Below are 17,556 nucleotides of genomic sequence, written 5' to 3'. Positions count from 1 at the left end.
AAATGTTAGAGTTAGGAATAAAAGCACCGGATTTTGAATTGCCGGATCAGAACGGAGAAGTGCATAAATTAAGCGATTATGCAGGAAAAAAAGTGATCTTATATTTTTATCCAAAGGATAATACGCCAGGATGTACGAAGCAGGCATGTGGCTTTTCTGAGCGTTATCCACAGTTTACTGAGAAGGGAGCTGTTATTCTCGGAGTAAGCAAGGACTCTGTAGCGTCTCACAAGAGATTTGAAGAAAAATACGGACTGGCATTTACGCTATTAGCAGATCCGGAGCGTAAAGTTATTGAAGCATATGATGTCTGGAAAGAAAAGAAAAATTATGGCAAAGTCTCTATGGGAGTAGTAAGAACCACATATCTTATTGATGAACAGGGGATTATTATAAAGGCAAATGATAAAGTCAAGGCTGCAGATGATCCTGAAAATATGCTCAAGGAATTAGATTAATGAAGATAATATTATCCCCTGCTAAAAAGATGATTACAGATACTGACAGCATAGCGCCGGATGGATTGCCTGAATTTATTGAAAAGACGACAGAGATACAAAGTTGGTTGAAAAGTAAGTCAAAAGAAGAACTGAAGACTATCTGGAAATGTAATGACAAAATTACAGAACAGAACTTCAATAGATTGGAAAACATGGATCTTTATCATTTACTTATCCCAGCTGTCTTATCATATGAAGGAATTGCTTTTCAATATATGGCTCCATCTGTGTTTGAGGACAGTCAGTTCGAGTATGTACAAAATCATTTGAGAATAATATCTGCATTTTATGGTGTGTTAAAACCAAGGGATGGTGTGACGCCTTATCGTTTGGAAATGCAGGCGAAGGTTGGAATAGGAGAAACAAAAAATCTGTATGAGTACTGGGGAGATTTATTATACCGCTCAGTGATTGATAACAGCAGGATTATAATCAATCTGGCATCGAAAGAATACTCTAAGTGCATAGAAAAATATCTGACACGACAGGATAGATACATTACGATTACATTTTGTGAGTTATCAGGAGATAAACTGGTGACAAAAGGTACATATGCTAAAATGGCCCGTGGTGAAATGGTTAGGTTCATGGCTGAAAACAGAATTGAAAATCCTGAGGATATTAAGAAATTTGATAGACTAGGCTATTCATTCCGCTCTGATTTATCATCAGATGCAGAATATGTTTTTGAACGGAAAACAGAGATAACATCTTGTTAAAAAGATACTTGTTATGGGTATTTTTTTAATAAAGTAATTCGATTTTTCTTAAAAAATCATTACCATAACGATTATGATATTATATTTAAAGGTATTTGTCCAAAATATAGAGAAAGTAAATGAATAGCATAGTTATTGAAATGAATATTATTTAAGGTTAGAGATAAATTGTGAAATGAAGACAAACAAGAAAAGTAAAAATTTAATAGGTATTATACAGAGTTTCCTTATATTGATATTGGTAGTTCTTATTATTTTTATGATGATTCAGATTAGTAGGCTGCAGGGAACAGCACGCGTAATAAATTATGCCGGTCTGGTACGTGGAGCTACGCAGCGCGAAATAAAATTAGAAATTACAGGAAACCAAAATGACGAATTAATTAAATATTTGGATGATATTCTTCTTGGATTGAGATATCAGGATGGACATTATGACCTGGTAAAACTCAATGATGAAGAGTATCAGGAAAAATTGCAAATCCAGAGTGATTACTGGGATAAATTGAAAACAGAAATTGAAGCAGTAAGAAACAAGGGATACGAAAATACAGACATTGTTAATATGAGTGAAATATATTTTACGATGGCAGATGAAACTGTCTCTGCCGCAGAAAGTTATTCAGAAAAAATCGCTGTAAAGATTCGTACCATAGAGCTTTTGTCGGCACTTGATATGTTGAGTCTGGTGATATTGGTTATTATGCAGACTCTAAAGGCAATGCAGATGGCAATGCAAAACAGACTGCTGGAACAAAAAGCATTCGTAGATGCTCATACTGGACTGCCAAATAAAAATGCCTGTAATGAGCTACTTAATAAAAAAGATATAATTACAGATTCTACAGCATGCATAATGTTTGATTTAAATAATCTAAAAACTGTAAATGATACAATGGGACATTCCGCAGGAGATCAGTTGATATTGAATTTCGCAAAGCTTTTGTGCAGTGTCATTCCAGAAAAGGATTTTGTTGGAAGATATGGCGGAGATGAGTTTATAGCAGTTATTTATCATACGAGCGAGGCGGAAATTAAGGAGATATTAAAATCATTGTCAAGAGAAAAAGAGAGATTAAATAGTTGTGAAAATCAATTACCAATCGACTATGCATGCGGATGGGCATTATCCTCCGATGATATGGCGTGTACAATGCAGATGTTATTGGATGATGCAGATGCTTATATGTATAAGAATAAACAGTTATGTAAGAAATATAATTAGCGCTCAGCTCAGAGTAGATGAATCTTCTTAAATATAATCGATGTATGTGACGTTTGCGGATGGGAATATGATGAAGAGGAAGGTTATCCTGAAGGTGGTATTGCACCAGGAACAAAGTGGGAGGACGTTCCAGAAGATTTTGAATGCCCATTATGTAATGTTGGAAAAGATCAGTTTTCAGAAGTTGAATAAAATTCTGATTATTTAAATACGGATAGATAAACAAAAACCCTGGTGCGTGTGAGCAACAGGTTTTTTTATTGCGATCGTTTGTGATGATATCACAGAAAATGATTTACCTTTTGCTTATAATGTAACTACAAACAAAGTAAGGAGGTAGTCTAAATGAGATTAAAAGATAAAGTTGCAATCATTACGGGTGGAAGCCGTGGTATAGGATTTGCTACAGCTGATAAATTCTTGAAGGAAGGTGCTTCAGTTGTGTTGGCAGCAAGTTCACAGGAATCGGCAGATGTTGCTGTAGATAAATTAAAAGAAAAATATCCCAATGCAATAGTTGCTGGAATTAGTCCAAATCTGGCAAGCATGGAGTCTGTCAGAAAGGCTTTTAAAGAGGCAACTGAAAAATATGGATGTGTCGACATACTGGTAAATAATGCAGGGATTTCAGAAAACACCTCTTTTATGGATTATACAGAGGAGACTTTTGATAAAGTCATGGATCTAAATGTAAAAGGAGTATTTAATACTACTCGTGTAGCAGCAGAATGTATGGTGGCAAGAGGCAAGGGGGTCATTCTCTCAACTTCTTCCATGGTGAGTATTTCGGGACAGCCAAGTGGGTTTGCTTATCCGGCATCGAAGTTTGCAGTAAACGGATTGACTGTATCATTAGCAAGAGAACTAGGACCTAAAGGTATTCGTGTTAATGCTGTTGCACCTGGGATTACAGAAACTGATATGATGAAGGCCGTGCCAAAGGAAGTTATCGAACCTATGATTGAAAGAATTCCATTGCGTCGTCTTGGACAGCCAGAAGATATTGCCAATGCGTTTGTGTTTCTTGCTTCAGATGAGGCGAGTTACATTACAGGTGTTATATTAAGTGTAGATGGCATGGCAAGAAGTTAAGTTAATGAGGTATGGTGATGTAATCACGGAAAATAAATGAAATTAAGACTATAATAAATCTACAAAAAGAAAAAGATAAGGAGGACTGTAAAATGTCTGCTATTAATATCAATAAAAATAATTTTCAGAACGAAGTACTGAATTCCGATAAACCCGTTCTTTTAGATTTTTGGGCATCTTGGTGTGCGCCTTGCCGCATGGTAGTACCTATTGTAGAGGAGATTGCAAGTGAGCGTAGAGATATTAAAGTTGGAAAGATTAATGTAGATGAAGAGCCTGAACTGGCAAATAAGTTCAGTATTATGAGCATTCCGACTTTAGTGGTTATGAAGAATGGGAAGATTGTACAGCAGGTTTCAGGGGTGAGACCTAAGAATGCGATTTTAGAAATGCTTTAGGGAGGTGTGCTAATGGGATTTTTTGATCGCTTTAAACAGTCGAATATTAATCAAGGCATAGAAGAATATAAAAGGACTGATGATGCAGTTCTGCTGGATGTACGTACTCCGCAGGAATATCAGGAAGGGCATATACCAGAAAGTAAAAATGTACCGTTACAACAACTTAACAATGTTGTTTCAGTAGTGAAGAATACAGAAATTCCACTGTTTGTATACTGTTATTCCGGAGCCCGAAGTCATCAAGCAATAGGGTTGTTGCAACGAATGGGATATTCTAAAGTAAATAATATCGGTGGCATTGCAGCTTACTCAGGAAAGGTGGAAAAATAAGATGAAGGTAATAATCATAGGCGGTGTAGCCGGAGGAGCTACAGCTGCAGCAAGAATACGAAGACTGGATGAACATGCAGAAATTACTGTGTTTGAAAGATCCGGATACATATCCTATGCGAATTGTGGGCTTCCATATTATATTGGAGACGTGATCACAGATCCGGAAGAACTTACATTACAGACACCAGAGAGTTTTTTTAAACGTTTCCATATCAATATGAAAATTCATCATGAAGTTATCTCCATACATCCGGATCGTAAAACAGTTTCAGTGAAAAATTTAGAGAATGGTGAGATATTTGAAGAAAACTATGATAAGCTGATCCTCTCTCCAGGTGCAAAGCCAACACAGCCGAGACTTCCCGGAGTAGGTATTGATAAGCTTTTTACACTTCGTACTGTAGAAGACACTTTTCGGATAAAGGAATATATAAATAAGAATCATCCAAAATCGGCTGTATTGGCAGGTGGCGGTTTTATTGGTCTGGAACTGGCAGAAAATTTGAGGGAGCTTGGCATGGATGTTACGATTGTCCAGCGGCCTAAGCAGCTGATGAACCCTTTTGACCCGGATATGGCATCCATGATCCATAATGAAATGAGAAAGCATGGGATAAAACTGGTACTGGGCTATACAGTAGAAGGATTTAAAGAAAAAGACAACGGAGTGGAGGTCCTGTTGAAAGATAATCCATCCCTTCAGGCTGATATGGTAGTTCTGGCAATCGGAGTCACACCAGACACAGTATTAGCAAAAGAAGCCGGTCTGGAACTTGGCATCAAGGAAAGTATTGTAGTGAATGACAGAATGGAAACCTCTGTACCGGATATTTATGCTGCAGGTGATGCAGTTCAGGTAAAACATTATGTTACGGGTAATGATGCGCTGATTTCTTTGGCAGGGCCAGCCAATAAACAGGGCAGAATCATCGCTGATAATATTTGTGGCGGTGATAGTCGTTACCTGGGCAGTCAGGGAAGCTCCGTTATAAAAGTGTTTGATATGACAGCAGCCACTACAGGTATCAATGAAACCAATGCCAAAAAGTCAGGATTAGAGGTAGATACAGTAATTCTTTCTCCTATGAGTCATGCCGGTTACTATCCTGGTGGAAAAGTGATGACCATGAAGGTGGTTTTTGAAAAAGAGACCTATCGTTTGCTTGGTGCTCAGATTATTGGATATGAAGGAGTTGATAAACGTATTGATGTGCTGGCAACAGCAATCCATGCAGGGCTGAAGGCAACCCAGCTGAAGGATTTGGATCTCGCATATGCACCGCCTTATTCCTCTGCCAAGGATCCTGTAAATATGGCAGGATTCATGATAGACAATATAGCAAAAGGTACCTTAAAACAATGGCATCTGGAAGATATGGATAAGATTTCTAGAGATAAAAGTGTTGTGTTGCTGGATGTGAGAACTGTAGGTGAATTTAACAGGGGGCATATGGATGGATTCAAAAACATTCCTGTAGATGAACTAAGGGAACGTATCAATGAAATTGAGAAGGGAAAGCCTGTTTACCTGATATGCCAGAGTGGGCTGCGAAGTTATATTGCCAGTCGTATTCTGGAAGGAAATGGATATGAAACATACAACTTCTCCGGCGGATTCCGCTTCTATGATGCAGTTGTCAATGACCGTGCGCTGATTGAAAAGGCATATGCATGTGGTATGGATTATTAAAAATAATCATAATATTTTTATAATTTTCTCGTTATATAAAAGGATCCCCCATTTATTAGAATGACTTTCATAATTCTGATAAATGGAGGATTCTTCTTTATATGTTACAGAAAAACAATTTTATGACCTTTGGAGTGTTTCCAGTCTTTTTGGATCAAGGATTGTGATTTTGCCACGGGAGAGTTTGACGAGACCCTCGCCTTGAAAGTATCGAAGCATTCGAGTGATAACTTCCCTGTGGGAACCAAGATGGTTTGCGATAGTTTCGTGAGTGATTTTCAGTTCATTTGTTCTTTCAATGGATGTTTCTTCTAAAAGAAATGAAGCAACACGCTTATCCAAACTCTTCCACATAATCTGTTCAATCAGCCACATGACATCAGAAAAACGGGTAGCCATTAACTCATTGGTATAATTTGCGACAGGAGCAGATTCTTTCATGATGCCCTTATAGATTTCAGCAGGGATGATCCAAAGATCCGTATCTTTTTCTGCTTCAATGGTTACTTCAAATTGAATAGACCGCATGATACATGAGGCGGATAAAAGACACATATCCATATCGAACAGACGGTAAAGTGTAATCTCCCGTCCTTCATCTGAAAGTATGTAAGTTCGAAGCTGCCCGGATTTAACCAGTAATAATCCAGTACAATCCAGGTTTCCATTGTGAATGATTGTCCCTTTTTTTACATACTGTGTGATTAAATTGTCTGAAATTATTTTTTTCTGTGCTGTATTTAAGTCATTCCATAGTGGAAAACAATTTTCGAAGTTCATAACCGTTATCTCCTTTACGAACATAGTATACTTGCTTTTTTTAGATGCGTCAATTATATAACTGGCATATGCCATAAATAGAAATAAAAAGAAGTGTAATAAAGTAAATTATCTTTTCTGTGATATCATCACGGAAGCAAGCACTTATTTGGGGTATATTAAGTTCAAATAGGAGAAGGAGTTGAAAAATATGACATCTATAAATATAAATAAAGAAAAGTTTGGACAATTAATTCATAAGGAAAACCCGGTTTTGGTTGATTTCTGGGCACCTTGGTGTGGTTATTGCCGTAGAATTGGAGCGGCTTATGAAAAAATAAGTGAAGAATACAGCGATATTCTTATTGCTGGAAAAGTGAATATTGATGAAGAACCATAGATTGCAGAAGCTGAAAAGATTGAGGTGATTCCTACGCTGGTTTTATATCGAAATGGAAAGGCAATAGATTCTATTGTTGCACCTGAATCAAAAATAATGATAGAGAATTTTATTAATGAAGCATTGGAAAAATAAAAGGAGGACTGCTGTATGAATGAAAATCATGTTTACGATATGATTATCGTGGGGGGAGGACCTGGAGGGTATACTTCAGCATTATACGCAGCCAGAGCAGGATTTGATACCATTGTTTTAGAAAAATTATCTGCAGGTGGTCAGATGTCATTGACCTGGCAGATTGATAACTATCCTGGTTTTGAAAATGGAATTGACGGATTTTCATTGGCAGAGAAAATGCAAAAACAGGCGGAAAAATTTGGCGCTAAAAGTGAATATGCTGAAGTTTTTAATATGGATTTAACAGGAAAGCTTAAGAGAGTAGAAACTAGTTCGGGAATTTATATTGGGAAAACAGTAGTGATTGCTACTGGAGCAAATCCAAGAGAACTTGGTCTCGCTAAAGAAAAAGAATTGATAGGTCATGGGGTTGCTTATTGTGCCTCCTGTGATGGTATGTTTTATAAAGATAAGATCGTGGTGGTTGTTGGTGGTGGAAATTCTGCTGTATCAGATGCTGTTCTTTTAAGTCGAATTGCTAAGAAAGTCATCATTGTTCATCGAAGAGATACATTACGTGCAACGAAAATCTACCATGACCAGCTGATGAAAACTGAAAATATAGAGTTTCGATGGAACAATACAGTAAATGAACTGATTTATGGAGAACGATTGACTGGTGTGCGGTTGAAAGATACAGTTACAGGAGAAGAAAACATTATAGAATGTGACGGCCTGTTTGTGAGTATAGGAAGAAAACCGACAACAGATTTTTTAGATAATCAGATAGAACTGGATAATAAAGGATATATTGTGGCAGGTGAAAACACTGAAACGAGTATTCCGGGTGTTTATGCTGTAGGAGATGTCAGAACAAAGTTACTTCGTCAGATAGTAACAGCAGTGGCAGATGGTGCTATGGCAGTACATATGGCAGAAGAGTATGTGGAGAAATAATAATCAGAATTTGAATGGTGAACTTTTCATACTGAAATATGTACAATTTCAATAATGACATGAACTTATGGGAATGTATTGCGGATACTTTGTGAACTTTATCCTGATACAATGATTATGCTGATGAAAGAAGGCATCGCCTGGAGATGAAGGCGAAAGCTGAAATAGAAGATACCAAAAATCTATATGACTATTGGGGTGAAAGATTATATCGTTCAGTGCTTGATGACAGCAGGATTATCATTAATCTTGCATCAAAAGAATACTCGAAATGTATAGAAAAATATTTATCAGATAAAGACAAATATATTACGGTTACGTTTTGTGAACAATCAGGGGATAAACTGGTAACAAAAGGTACATATGCTAAGATGGCTCGTGGTGAGATGGTCAGATATATGGCAGAAAAAGAAATTGAAAATCCTGCAGACGTACAAACGTTTGACAGACTTGGATACAATTTTAGAAGAGATTTATCATCTGAAATAGAATATGTTTTTGAACGAAAAATTATGGAATAAGATTGTGCGAAAAAGGGACATTTACAAAGTGCTATTATTTCAATAATAGTAATTATTACTAATTTTATATTGAAATTTTAAAACTTCTGATATATACTTCTAATTAAGAATAAATCCCAATAAGGAGGGCAAATGACTAACAGAAGAAATACAATTCAGAAAGATCTTGTGAAAAATGCTGTATATGAAATGAAAAGGCATGTTACAGCAAATGAAGTATATGAATTTCTAAAAAAAGAATATCCTACCATTGGAAAAGGAACAGTATATAGAAATCTTGATATACTGTCAGAAGAAGGTGCTCTGAGAAAGGTTGAAGTGCCAGATGGAGCAAATCGGTTCGATATCACATTGAAAAATCATTATCATGTGAGATGTATAAAATGTGGTGAGGTATCGGATGTAGATATGGAGGAAATACCGGATTTAATGAAAAGAATTCATGATACGCATGGAATTGATTTTTTGGAATATGATATTTCCTTTAAAGGCATTTGTCCGAGATGCAGGGAGAAGATGAAGGAGGAGCAGAATGGATAAAAAAGCGATGTATAAGCTGAGTTACGGATTATTTGTACTGACTGCAGAGAAGCCCAAGAGGATAATGGCTGTATCATTAACACTGCAATCCAGGCGGCATCAGAACCTAATCAATTAAGTATCTGTGTAAATAAAGCAAATTATACACATGAAATGATCCAAAGAACCGGAAAATTCACAGTGTCAGTATTAAGCCAGAGTGCCCAGTTTGAATTATTTAAACATTTTGGTTTTCAATCCGGGCGGGATATGAATAAGTTTGAAACATTTGAAAAATGTGCAAGGGGCGAAAATGGAATTTACTATATCACAGAAGGAACAAATGCGTATATTTCTGTAAGTGTTAATAAAACAGAAGATTTGGGTTCCCATACGATGTTTATTGGTGAAATAACAGACATGTGATGTTTGCGGATGGGAGTATGATGAAGAGGAAGGATATCCAGAAGGTGGTATCGCACCGGGAACAAAATGGGAAGATGTTCCGGAAGATTTTGAATGTCCGTTATGTTCCGTAGGAAAAGATCAGTTCTCAGAAGTATAATAAATAACAATGAAAAGGAAGGATGTCAAGTATGTGATATAACGGATGACCTTCTTTTTTTACAGAATAAAAAATGCACAAATTGTAGGGAGATGAATACTATGAGAGGTCTTAGCCGAAAATTATATCTTGATCTTTCTGTTCCAACCGAAGAGGATCAGCGTTCAGACCAGCAGCGCATTCTGGAAGCTTTATCCGCGGAGGGCGTGAAAGAGGAGGTTCATATTCCGGTTCGCATGTTGAGACAACTATATCCATTACTTGATCGTGCAGGTTGGAAAATAACCGTTTCGCTTTCCTGGAATGGAGAAAAATGGGAGCTGGTTGATATAGAAAGCGGAGATACAGCCAGACAGCATTATGGGCTGGCTGTGGATCTTGGAAGTACAACGGTAGTGGTGAGACTTTTAGATTGTAATAGTGGTGAGATATTGGGAGAAGAGAGCTGCTTTAATAAACAGATTCAGTGGGGAACCGATATTTTATCACGTATTTTTTTCTGCAAAGATGACAGGAAAAAACTGGAAGAGATACGGCTTGCTACAGTTGAGTCTATTATAGAGTGCATGGATAAGCTGGATGTAAAGCATCCGGTGTCACGAAAATGTCTGTCTATGGTAGTAGCAGGCAATACCACCATGATCCACTTTCTTTTGGGAATAGATGCTTTCTGTGTCTTTTATACGCCACATGCTGTTCATGCAGACCGTCCGGGATTCCAGCCGGCAAAAGATCTGGACATTCCGCTGAATGGTTATGTATATTGTTATCCGGCGAAGTCTAATTATCTGGGTGGTGACATCATCAGTGGAATGATTGAAACGGAATTATATAAAAAGGATGGAATCAGTGTTTTCTTTGACATTGGAACCAACGGTGAACTTGTGATAGGAAATAAAGATTTTCTTCTTTGCGGCGCCGGTGCGGCGGGGCCTGCATTGGAAGGCGGTGTAGTACACACCGGGATGAGGGCAGATGCCGGAGCAGTGGACAGCGTGAGGATAAGAGGTGGAAAAATCCATGTTCATGTAATTGGTAACTCTTCAGGAAAAATTAGCCCTAAGGGTATCTGCGGTTCCGGTATTGTCGATCTGATTGCGGAACTTTTTTTAGAAGGCTGGATAGATATTCGTGGTAAGTTTTCTCCTGAAAAAACGAATCTTATTCAGAAACGAGAAGGTCAGCTTTGCATAGAATATGCTCCGGGTCTGTATTTTTATCAGAAAGATATCGACGAGTTTATTCTTACCAAAGCCGCAGCACATATAATGGTTGAGATCATGCTCCGGGAATCTGGACTTGAACTGAATCAGGCAGATCGATTTTATGTAGCCGGCTCTTTTGGAAAATATGTATCTGTGGAATCAGCCATTACCATTGGGATGTATCCTGACATGGAACGGGAGAAGATGATCAATGCTGGAAATTCTTCGCTGGAAGGAGCACAAAAGCTTTTGCTGAACAAAGAACTTCTTGCAGATATTGATCAGATACTGGAAGAAATGACTTATATACAATTTGCGGAAGTGGATGATTTTCTGGAACAGATGGTAGCTGCCCAGGCCTTACCTCACACAGATTATAAAAAATATCCAACGGTCATGGAAAAATTAAAGAAAAGACAAAACATATGCTTTTATTGATCCGAGGCTGAGAAATCTGTCATGGTAAGCATATTCCAGATTTCTCAGAAAACAGAACAAAGGAGGAGACAAGATCAAAAATGAAATTTGATGTGCTGGGGTTATTAGCAGCCTGCTCATATGCATTGGACTGTGTAGAGGCAGAGCTGATTAAAGTAACAAACAATCATTCTAAACGTGTGGCATATATGGCGGTTTGTACTGCTGAAAAAAATGGGTATACAGGGTCAAAGCCTGCAGGATCTGGCAGAGTGTGCATTGCTGCACGACAATGCAGTGGCACAATATATTCAGGAAGAGCTTCAAAATGACGCTTTACGTAACGGGGTGACGAAGCTGGGAAGGCATTGTACCATAGGAGAAAAAATTCTGAAAAATATACCGTTTCATAATGATGTATCTAATGTCATACTGTACCCCCCATGAAAAAGCTGATGGAAGTGAACCTTTTGGAAAACAATGGAATGAAGTACCGTTTTTTGCAAGGATTATCCATATGTGTGATACGATAGATATATTTTGCCGATCTATGAAATCAGATTTGGATGAGTGGAAAAGAACAGAAGAATTTGTAATAAAGTCAAAAGATAAATTGTTTGATTCCTTCTGCGTGGAAGTTTTTTTTAATGCTTTTTCAGATGAAAAAATTCATATGATTGATAATGAAACCCTGGATACGATGTTGTGGAGGAAAGTACCCAGAATAAAGCTGGAACTTAATTTTGCACAGATTAAAGCTATTGCAGATCTTTTTGCCCATATTGTGGACTATAAATCACCCTTTACAAGTAACCACTCAATGGGTGTTGCGGAAGGTGCGGAAAAAATATCAAGGTTCATGGGATTTGATGAGGATATCTGTCAGAAAATGTATATTGCCGGAGCTTTACATGACATAGGAAAGGTCGCAATCGGGAATGAGATTCTGGAAAAACCAGAAAAATTAACCGATGAAGAATTTAAAACGATGAAACATCATGCAGTATTATGACTGCCAGAATGGAAAGCCAGAAATAATCCATTCGGATTTGATAATATCGCTTTTCTTTCTTCATATTTTTGATGCTCTCCCCTAATATAAAATATAGAGTACTTAAAACAAGTTCATTTAAACCATTTTACCATGTTTTGTACTTAAAATGTACTTGTATTATGAACTTATTTTGTACTTATCAAATGGAGAGGAAGCCATATGGAAAAAGATAAACATCTTGGTCTTCGGATTGATTCTGAGACGCACGGAAAACTGAAAAGTCTTGCTGAATTTGAGGGGCGTTCTATCAATGGAGAAGTGCTGTATCTGATTCGTCAGGCAATTGCTCAACATGAGAAAAATCATGGCACATTAAATAAATAGGAAGATCATACATCGGGCTGGTGAGTTCCGGTGTATTTTTATGCCAATTTAAAAAGTATCAAATGATGATACTTTTAGAGGAATCAGTGATACTTTACGGCAGGTATTTGAGATACCCCTGATACTTTGAACTGTTATACTGATTATGCTGGAAATAAAAGAACAGCAGGAAAACTTCATATGATTATTAGAAAAGCTCTTTCGGGTTAGCACCCCGGAGGGGCTTTTTTTGTTGCCCTGAAATTTTGATTTCCGGCCAATAAGCCACAGGTCTGACTGATCTGGTGGCCTGAAAGGAAATCAGTACGCATGATCAGAGGCATCAGAAGGAGCCGGTCCCCTCCGCTCCTGAATTTGGAACACGAAACAGATTTCAAATTCAGGAGGAACGGACGATGTATGTAGAGCATCCATATAAATTCAATGACAAATTTTATGCAAAAGTTGATGGGAAATTTTATGAAATAACCAAAGAGGTAGCCAAGGCAATGCTTTCCGCTTACCGTAATGAAGTTTACAGAAGTAAAAAGTGGCAGCCGGAAGATCCGGAAACCATGACAAGAAAAACAAAGTGGACGGAGCTGTTGGATTGTGTTTTCAGTGAGAATACAGATGGAATTGGAGTGCAGGACTTACCGGATGAGGGACAGCGGAGCGTAGAAGATCTGGTAATTCTGCAGGCTGAATCAGCAGAACTGCATCAGAATATCGCAAAGCTGTCAGAACATGCATGAGCTGTCTCAAAGGGCATTAAAGATAACGATGGAGCTGAATAACAAATATCATACAAAAGAAGAAATTATACAGCTTATGTCGGAACTTACCGGACAAAAAATAGATGAAAGTTTTGGAATGTTTCCTCCGTTTTATACAGACTGCGGACGAAATATCCATATAGGTAAAAATGTTTTTATTAATGCAGGATGTAAGTTTCAGGATCAGGGTGGTATTTATATAGAGGATGCTAAATCTGAAACTAATAGGTCATTATAGGTACTATGGCATAAGTTTTAATGGCAGAATGATTTCAAACTACAAACAACAAGTGAGAGAACTTCTGTTTAAGGTGCTGAATAGACGAAGTGACAGAAAGAGTTATACAAGAGAAGGATTCATTGAAATGCTGAAATATTATCCATTGGCAATGCCAAAGATTTATGTCAGCTTGTTTTGAGAATGTAAATATTATTATGAAGAGCCGTATGCGGGAAAGCCGCACGTACGGTTCTGTGAGGGGCTTACATTGTGAGGTGTAAGTCTACTCGATTACAGGAAGTGTGACAAGAAAGCCAAAACGGTATACTGGGAAAAAGATTAAGAAAAGAATAAAGAGCTGGTTTTAATTGTAAAATTTATGGGGAACTAACATCAGCTTATTGACATAAATTTAAAAATAAGTATAATAATAGTTGAGTAATTGTTCAACTATTATTATTTGGAGGTGAATATATGTCAAAAACGCCTTATATTTGTAATTGCGATGTAATTCATGAGGATATTGTGAATAATGTGAAATCCAAGATGCAGCCAAAAGATGATTATATCCAGTTGGCTTCTTTGTTTAAGCTATTTGGAGATGGAACTAGAGTACAAATCTTACACGCTCTAGAACAGAGTGAGATGTGTGTATGTGATCTTGCAGTGCTACTGGGGGTAACAAAATCTGCAATTTCGCATCAGTTAAAGGCATTACGCCTAGCGAATCTGGTAAAATTCCGTAAAGAAGCACAGATAGTTTACTACTCGCTGGCAGATGATCATGTGAAAGAGATTATTGACAAGGGATTTGAGCATCTTTGGCAGAAATAATATTTTTTAATATGATAGTTGAGTAATTGAACAATTAAACAAATTACAAGGAGATTATCATGAAACGCATATTTCTATTAAAAGGGTTGGACTGTCCAAATTGTTCCGCAAAAATTGAAAAAGAAATCGGAGAGTTGGATGGAGTGCAATCCTCAGTGGTAAATCTGATGAAGCAGACGCTTACAATCAATGTTACTCAGACAGCCACAGATACGATAGCCAGTCAGATTGAAACGATTGTTCATAGTCATGAGCCCGATGTGGAAGTTCAGGAAGAAACCGTTATGAATGTTACAAAGAGTTATTCGTTAAAAGGATTGGATTGTCCGAATTGTTCTGCAAAAATTGAAAAAGAAGTCGGAGAGTTGGATGGAGTGCAATCCTCAGTGGTAAATCTGATGAAGCAGACGCTTACAATCAATGTTGCTCAGACAGCTGCAGATACGATAGCCAGTCAGATTGAAACGATTGTTCATAGTCATGAGCCCGATGTGGAAGTTTCTGAAATTGTACAGGAATCTTATATACCGGAAAAAAAGCAGGAGGCCAATGAATCCTATAACAATGAGGATAAGAAGTTGACAGTTCGTTTAGCGATTGGTGCAGCAATCTATGCTATTGGTATGGCATTGACTGTTTTTGCGAAAGTGCCACTGCCTATCGAGTTAACTTTTCTCATTGTTTCTTATGTTATTCTTGGTGGAGATGTTGTATGGCAGGCTGTGAGGAACATTTCAAAGGGGCGTGTATTTGATGAACATTTTTTGATGAGTGTTTCTACGATTGGGGCTTTTGTCATTGGTGAATATCCAGAAGCAGTTGCTGTTATGTTATTCTATCAGGTAGGTGAATTTTTTCAGTCATTGGCTGTTAAGCGTTCCAGAAAATCTATATCAGACTTAATGGATATACGTCCAGATTCTGCTACAGTAAGAAGAAATGGGAAATTGATTACCATATCTCCTGAAAGTGTTGCCATTGGTGAGATTATTATTGTAAAGCCTGGTGAAAAAATCCCATTAGACGGTGTGGTATTGGATGGAGATTCTATGCTGGATACGAGGGCTTTAACTGGAGAATCGGTTCCGAGAAGCGTTCATAAAGGAGACGAAGCACTTTCCGGTTGTATGAATCAGACGGGTGTTTTAACGATTAAGACAACGAAAGTATTTGGTGAATCTACTGTTTCAAAGATTATTGATCTTGTGGAAAATGCGTCAAGCCGAAAAGCACCAACAGAAAATTTTATTACTACATTTGCACGTTATTACACTCCTGTTGTTGTAATCTTAGCAGCTATTCTGGCAATTCTGCCACCGATCCTTCTTGGTGGAGGTTGGACAGAGTGGATTCGCAGAGGATTTGTTTTCCTTGTGGTATCTTGCCCATGTGCATTGGTCATTTCAATCCCGTTGACTTTCTTCGGAGGTATTGGTGCGGCATCTAAACGAGGTGTTCTTGTAAAAGGAAGTAATTATTTAGAGGCGCTTAATAATGTCAGCGTTATTGTGTTCGATAAAACCGGAACACTTACAAAAGGTGTTTTCAATGTGACGGATATTTTGTCTGCAAATGGATTTTCAAAAGAACAGGTTCTGGAGTATGCGGCAGAGGCAGAGAGTTTTTCTAACCATCCTATTGCAAAATCCATTCTTGCTGCTTATGGAAAAGAAATGGATCAGTCAGTGATTTCTGATTATAAGGAAATTTCAGGATATGGAATCAGTGTAATGGCAGGGGAAAAGAAAGTTTTTGCTGGCAATACGAAACTTATGGATACAGAATGTATAGAGTACACAACCTGTGAAAAAGCAGGTACAAAAGTTTATTTGGCTGTAGATGGTCAATATGCAGGATGTATTTTGATAACAGATGAAGTGAAGCCGGACAGTAAAAAAGCAATTTCTGACCTGAAACATATCGGCGTGGAAAAAACAGTCATGCTTACCGGTGATGATGAAAAAATTGGGAAGTCTGTTGCAGAAGAATTGCAGTTGGATGAATATTATGCACAGCTGCTTCCTGACCAAAAAGTGGAAAAGGTTGAGCTTTTAGATGGTAAAAAGAGACCGGGAAGCAAATTGGCTTTTGTTGGTGATGGTATCAATGACGCTCCTGTCCTTGCCCGTGCAGATGTTGGTATTGCAATGGGTGGGCTTGGTTCGGATGCGGCCATTGAAGCAGCAGATGTAGTTCTGATGACAGATGAACCGTCTAAGCTGGTGGACGCGATTGAAGTAGCAAAAGCGACAAAACAGATTGTCATGCAGAATATAGTGATTGCTCTTGGGATTAAGAGTGTGTTCCTGATTCTTGGCGCTCTTGGTATTGCGGGAATGTGGGAAGCTGTATTTGGTGATGTAGGCGTTACCATAATTGCTGTTTTGAACGCAATGAGAATTTTGAAAAAATAGGAAATGAGGTGGGAATGTGAAACGAAAACTGATTCTGTTAGTTGTTACGATTGTTTTTCTTGTAGGTTTTGGTGGCATTTTACATTCACCGCCTTCTATGATTGATGCAGTCACAGGAGCAACACCGAAGTCAAAAAAGGCGGCTCAAGCCTCCGCACAGTTGGAAGGCTCTTATGTTCTCGGTATTAATATGATGTCAGATGGTCTCGACAACGAGAACACCCGGAATAAATTAAAAGAATTGGCACTGGATGATTCGGAAACAAATGAAACAAATCTCATGAAAACGGACATTAGTTTTCGGTTATATGTATCTGAGACGGATTATCCGCTTGTCAGTTATGCTAAGAAACTCTGTGACAGGTTGAAACAGGCCGGTTTTTCCGTAGATCTGAAAGAGTACAGTAACACAATGATGCTATCAAGAGTGGTAAGTGGAAAGTATGATGTATTCCTGGCATCGGATGATTTTATTGATGTTACAACGCTAACACAGATGGACTATATGATCATGGACAGCGAAGAAATGAGGTGA

General features: G+C 37.9%; 23 protein-coding genes and 2 pseudogenes. 24 read left to right on the top strand and 1 reads right to left on the bottom strand.

Annotated features, from left to right (window positions below):
• Positions 1-2 precede the first annotated feature (2 nt).
• From bcp to R8695_RS17140, 8 genes are all read left to right on the top strand, one after another.
• Positions 3-458, top strand: a complete 456-nt coding sequence (bcp, locus tag R8695_RS17175) for a thioredoxin-dependent thiol peroxidase (protein ID WP_117854279.1) — start codon at positions 3-5, stop codon at positions 456-458.
• On the top strand, positions 458-1,219 hold the full coding sequence (gene yaaA / locus R8695_RS17170) for a peroxide stress protein YaaA (protein ID WP_154780146.1): 762 nt from the start codon (positions 458-460) through the stop codon (positions 1,217-1,219). The genes bcp and yaaA overlap by 1 nt, the downstream gene beginning before the upstream one ends.
• A gap of 175 nt (positions 1,220-1,394) precedes the next feature.
• On the top strand, positions 1,395-2,444 hold the full coding sequence (locus R8695_RS17165) for a GGDEF domain-containing protein (protein ID WP_008708185.1): 1,050 nt from the start codon (positions 1,395-1,397) through the stop codon (positions 2,442-2,444).
• 33 nt (positions 2,445-2,477) lie between these two features.
• Positions 2,478-2,636, top strand: coding sequence for a rubredoxin (locus tag R8695_RS17160; protein WP_081017100.1), 159 nt, complete (start codon positions 2,478-2,480; stop codon positions 2,634-2,636).
• A 153-nt stretch (positions 2,637-2,789) separates the two neighbouring features.
• Positions 2,790-3,536 (top strand): SDR family NAD(P)-dependent oxidoreductase, encoded by a 747-nt coding sequence (locus R8695_RS17155; RefSeq protein WP_005421611.1) that lies wholly within the window; start codon positions 2,790-2,792, stop codon positions 3,534-3,536.
• 92 nt (positions 3,537-3,628) lie between these two features.
• Entirely contained in the window at positions 3,629-3,934 is a 306-nt protein-coding gene (gene trxA, locus R8695_RS17150; protein ID WP_154780145.1) for a thioredoxin, read from the top strand.
• A gap of 12 nt (positions 3,935-3,946) precedes the next feature.
• Positions 3,947-4,267 (top strand): rhodanese-like domain-containing protein, encoded by a 321-nt coding sequence (locus tag R8695_RS17145; RefSeq protein ID WP_154780144.1) that lies wholly within the window; start codon positions 3,947-3,949, stop codon positions 4,265-4,267.
• A gap of 1 nt (position 4,268) precedes the next feature.
• The gene (locus tag R8695_RS17140) at positions 4,269-5,960 is read left to right on the top strand and encodes an FAD-dependent oxidoreductase (RefSeq protein WP_154780143.1); all 1,692 of its coding nucleotides are present in this window, start codon (positions 4,269-4,271) and stop codon (positions 5,958-5,960) included.
• Between the two features lie 120 nt (positions 5,961-6,080).
• Here R8695_RS17140 and R8695_RS17135 read toward each other — a convergent pair whose 3' ends face one another.
• Entirely contained in the window at positions 6,081-6,764 is a 684-nt protein-coding gene (locus R8695_RS17135; protein ID WP_154780142.1) for a Crp/Fnr family transcriptional regulator, read from the bottom strand.
• Positions 6,765-6,930: 166 nt separating this feature from the next.
• On the opposite strand from R8695_RS17135, the gene R8695_RS17565 reads away from it, so the two are divergent.
• The 16 genes and pseudogenes from R8695_RS17565 to R8695_RS17055 all read left to right on the top strand — a co-directional run bounded on the left by R8695_RS17565 (position 6,931) and on the right by R8695_RS17055 (position 17,556).
• Positions 6,931-7,119: a thioredoxin family protein gene (locus tag R8695_RS17565; protein WP_243139494.1), complete on the top strand. Its 189-nt coding sequence runs from the start codon at positions 6,931-6,933 to the stop codon at positions 7,117-7,119.
• 150 nt (positions 7,120-7,269) lie between these two features.
• Entirely contained in the window at positions 7,270-8,193 is a 924-nt protein-coding gene (gene trxB / locus R8695_RS17125) for a thioredoxin-disulfide reductase (protein WP_005421617.1), read from the top strand.
• A gap of 134 nt (positions 8,194-8,327) precedes the next feature.
• Positions 8,328-8,714, top strand: a pseudogene (locus R8695_RS17120) (YaaA family protein); the annotation flags it as partial.
• Positions 8,715-8,846: 132 nt separating this feature from the next.
• Positions 8,847-9,254, top strand: coding sequence for a Fur family transcriptional regulator (locus R8695_RS17115; RefSeq protein WP_117450067.1), 408 nt, complete (start codon positions 8,847-8,849; stop codon positions 9,252-9,254).
• A complete protein-coding gene (locus R8695_RS17110) occupies positions 9,247-9,372 on the top strand; it encodes a hypothetical protein (RefSeq protein ID WP_279238200.1) in 126 nt (41 codons plus the stop codon). The genes R8695_RS17115 and R8695_RS17110 overlap by 8 nt, the downstream gene beginning before the upstream one ends.
• Positions 9,327-9,659 (top strand): flavin reductase family protein, encoded by a 333-nt coding sequence (locus R8695_RS17105; RefSeq protein WP_308418818.1) that lies wholly within the window; start codon positions 9,327-9,329, stop codon positions 9,657-9,659. Before R8695_RS17110 ends, R8695_RS17105 begins: the two co-directional genes overlap by 46 nt.
• A pseudogene (locus tag R8695_RS17805) lies at positions 9,655-9,798 on the top strand (rubredoxin); the annotation flags it as partial. The gene R8695_RS17105 and the pseudogene R8695_RS17805, both read left to right, overlap by 5 nt.
• Positions 9,799-9,899: 101 nt before the next feature.
• Positions 9,900-11,441, top strand: coding sequence for an ASKHA domain-containing protein (locus R8695_RS17095; protein ID WP_106492201.1), 1,542 nt, complete (start codon positions 9,900-9,902; stop codon positions 11,439-11,441).
• An 80-nt stretch (positions 11,442-11,521) separates the two neighbouring features.
• The gene (locus R8695_RS17090; protein ID WP_173719879.1) at positions 11,522-11,752 is read left to right on the top strand and encodes a hypothetical protein; all 231 of its coding nucleotides are present in this window, start codon (positions 11,522-11,524) and stop codon (positions 11,750-11,752) included.
• Positions 11,753-11,844: 92 nt separating this feature from the next.
• Positions 11,845-12,432, top strand: coding sequence for an HD-GYP domain-containing protein (locus R8695_RS17085; protein ID WP_243139493.1), 588 nt, complete (start codon positions 11,845-11,847; stop codon positions 12,430-12,432).
• Between the two features lie 201 nt (positions 12,433-12,633).
• Positions 12,634-12,798 carry a type II toxin-antitoxin system antitoxin gene (locus R8695_RS17080; protein ID WP_005423682.1) on the top strand — a complete coding sequence of 55 codons (165 nt, stop codon included), beginning with the start codon at positions 12,634-12,636 and terminating at the stop codon, positions 12,796-12,798.
• A 395-nt stretch (positions 12,799-13,193) separates the two neighbouring features.
• On the top strand, positions 13,194-13,532 hold the full coding sequence (locus tag R8695_RS17075; RefSeq protein ID WP_154780141.1) for a hypothetical protein: 339 nt from the start codon (positions 13,194-13,196) through the stop codon (positions 13,530-13,532).
• Between the two features lie 28 nt (positions 13,533-13,560).
• Positions 13,561-13,791: an LbetaH domain-containing protein gene (locus tag R8695_RS17070; protein ID WP_331669646.1), complete on the top strand. Its 231-nt coding sequence runs from the start codon at positions 13,561-13,563 to the stop codon at positions 13,789-13,791.
• Positions 13,792-14,247: 456 nt separating this feature from the next.
• On the top strand, positions 14,248-14,607 hold the full coding sequence (locus R8695_RS17065) for an ArsR/SmtB family transcription factor (protein ID WP_118512143.1): 360 nt from the start codon (positions 14,248-14,250) through the stop codon (positions 14,605-14,607).
• Between the two features lie 59 nt (positions 14,608-14,666).
• Positions 14,667-17,021: a heavy metal translocating P-type ATPase gene (locus R8695_RS17060; protein ID WP_154780140.1), complete on the top strand. Its 2,355-nt coding sequence runs from the start codon at positions 14,667-14,669 to the stop codon at positions 17,019-17,021.
• A 16-nt stretch (positions 17,022-17,037) separates the two neighbouring features.
• Entirely contained in the window at positions 17,038-17,556 is a 519-nt protein-coding gene (locus tag R8695_RS17055) for a DUF6921 family protein (RefSeq protein ID WP_167829754.1), read from the top strand.

Source organism: Blautia luti, from assembly GCF_033096465.1.
GTDB classification, from domain to species: domain Bacteria; phylum Bacillota; class Clostridia; order Lachnospirales; family Lachnospiraceae; genus Blautia_A; species Blautia_A luti.
Note: the sequence above shows the minus strand (reverse complement) of the source record. Positions and strands in the feature narration are given on the sequence as shown.

Coding starts and splice junctions, on each gene's coding strand:
- bcp (WP_117854279.1), top strand. CDS start 3: ATGTTAGAGTTAGGAATAAAAGCACCGGATTTTGAATTGCCGGATCAG.
- yaaA (WP_154780146.1), top strand. CDS start 458: ATGAAGATAATATTATCCCCTGCTAAAAAGATGATTACAGATACTGAC.
- R8695_RS17165 (WP_008708185.1), top strand. CDS start 1,395: ATGAAGACAAACAAGAAAAGTAAAAATTTAATAGGTATTATACAGAGT.
- R8695_RS17155 (WP_005421611.1), top strand. CDS start 2,790: ATGAGATTAAAAGATAAAGTTGCAATCATTACGGGTGGAAGCCGTGGT.
- trxA (WP_154780145.1), top strand. CDS start 3,629: ATGTCTGCTATTAATATCAATAAAAATAATTTTCAGAACGAAGTACTG.
- R8695_RS17145 (WP_154780144.1), top strand. CDS start 3,947: ATGGGATTTTTTGATCGCTTTAAACAGTCGAATATTAATCAAGGCATA.
- R8695_RS17140 (WP_154780143.1), top strand. CDS start 4,269: ATGAAGGTAATAATCATAGGCGGTGTAGCCGGAGGAGCTACAGCTGCA.
- R8695_RS17135 (WP_154780142.1), bottom strand. CDS start 6,764: ATGTTCGTAAAGGAGATAACGGTTATGAACTTCGAAAATTGTTTTCCA.
- R8695_RS17565 (WP_243139494.1), top strand. CDS start 6,931: ATGACATCTATAAATATAAATAAAGAAAAGTTTGGACAATTAATTCAT.
- trxB (WP_005421617.1), top strand. CDS start 7,270: ATGAATGAAAATCATGTTTACGATATGATTATCGTGGGGGGAGGACCT.
- R8695_RS17115 (WP_117450067.1), top strand. CDS start 8,847: ATGACTAACAGAAGAAATACAATTCAGAAAGATCTTGTGAAAAATGCT.
- R8695_RS17110 (WP_279238200.1), top strand. CDS start 9,247: ATGGATAAAAAAGCGATGTATAAGCTGAGTTACGGATTATTTGTACTG.
- R8695_RS17095 (WP_106492201.1), top strand. CDS start 9,900: ATGAGAGGTCTTAGCCGAAAATTATATCTTGATCTTTCTGTTCCAACC.
- R8695_RS17090 (WP_173719879.1), top strand. CDS start 11,522: ATGAAATTTGATGTGCTGGGGTTATTAGCAGCCTGCTCATATGCATTG.
- R8695_RS17085 (WP_243139493.1), top strand. CDS start 11,845: ATGTCATACTGTACCCCCCATGAAAAAGCTGATGGAAGTGAACCTTTT.
- R8695_RS17080 (WP_005423682.1), top strand. CDS start 12,634: ATGGAAAAAGATAAACATCTTGGTCTTCGGATTGATTCTGAGACGCAC.
- R8695_RS17075 (WP_154780141.1), top strand. CDS start 13,194: ATGTATGTAGAGCATCCATATAAATTCAATGACAAATTTTATGCAAAA.
- R8695_RS17070 (WP_331669646.1), top strand. CDS start 13,561: ATGGAGCTGAATAACAAATATCATACAAAAGAAGAAATTATACAGCTT.
- R8695_RS17065 (WP_118512143.1), top strand. CDS start 14,248: ATGTCAAAAACGCCTTATATTTGTAATTGCGATGTAATTCATGAGGAT.
- R8695_RS17060 (WP_154780140.1), top strand. CDS start 14,667: ATGAAACGCATATTTCTATTAAAAGGGTTGGACTGTCCAAATTGTTCC.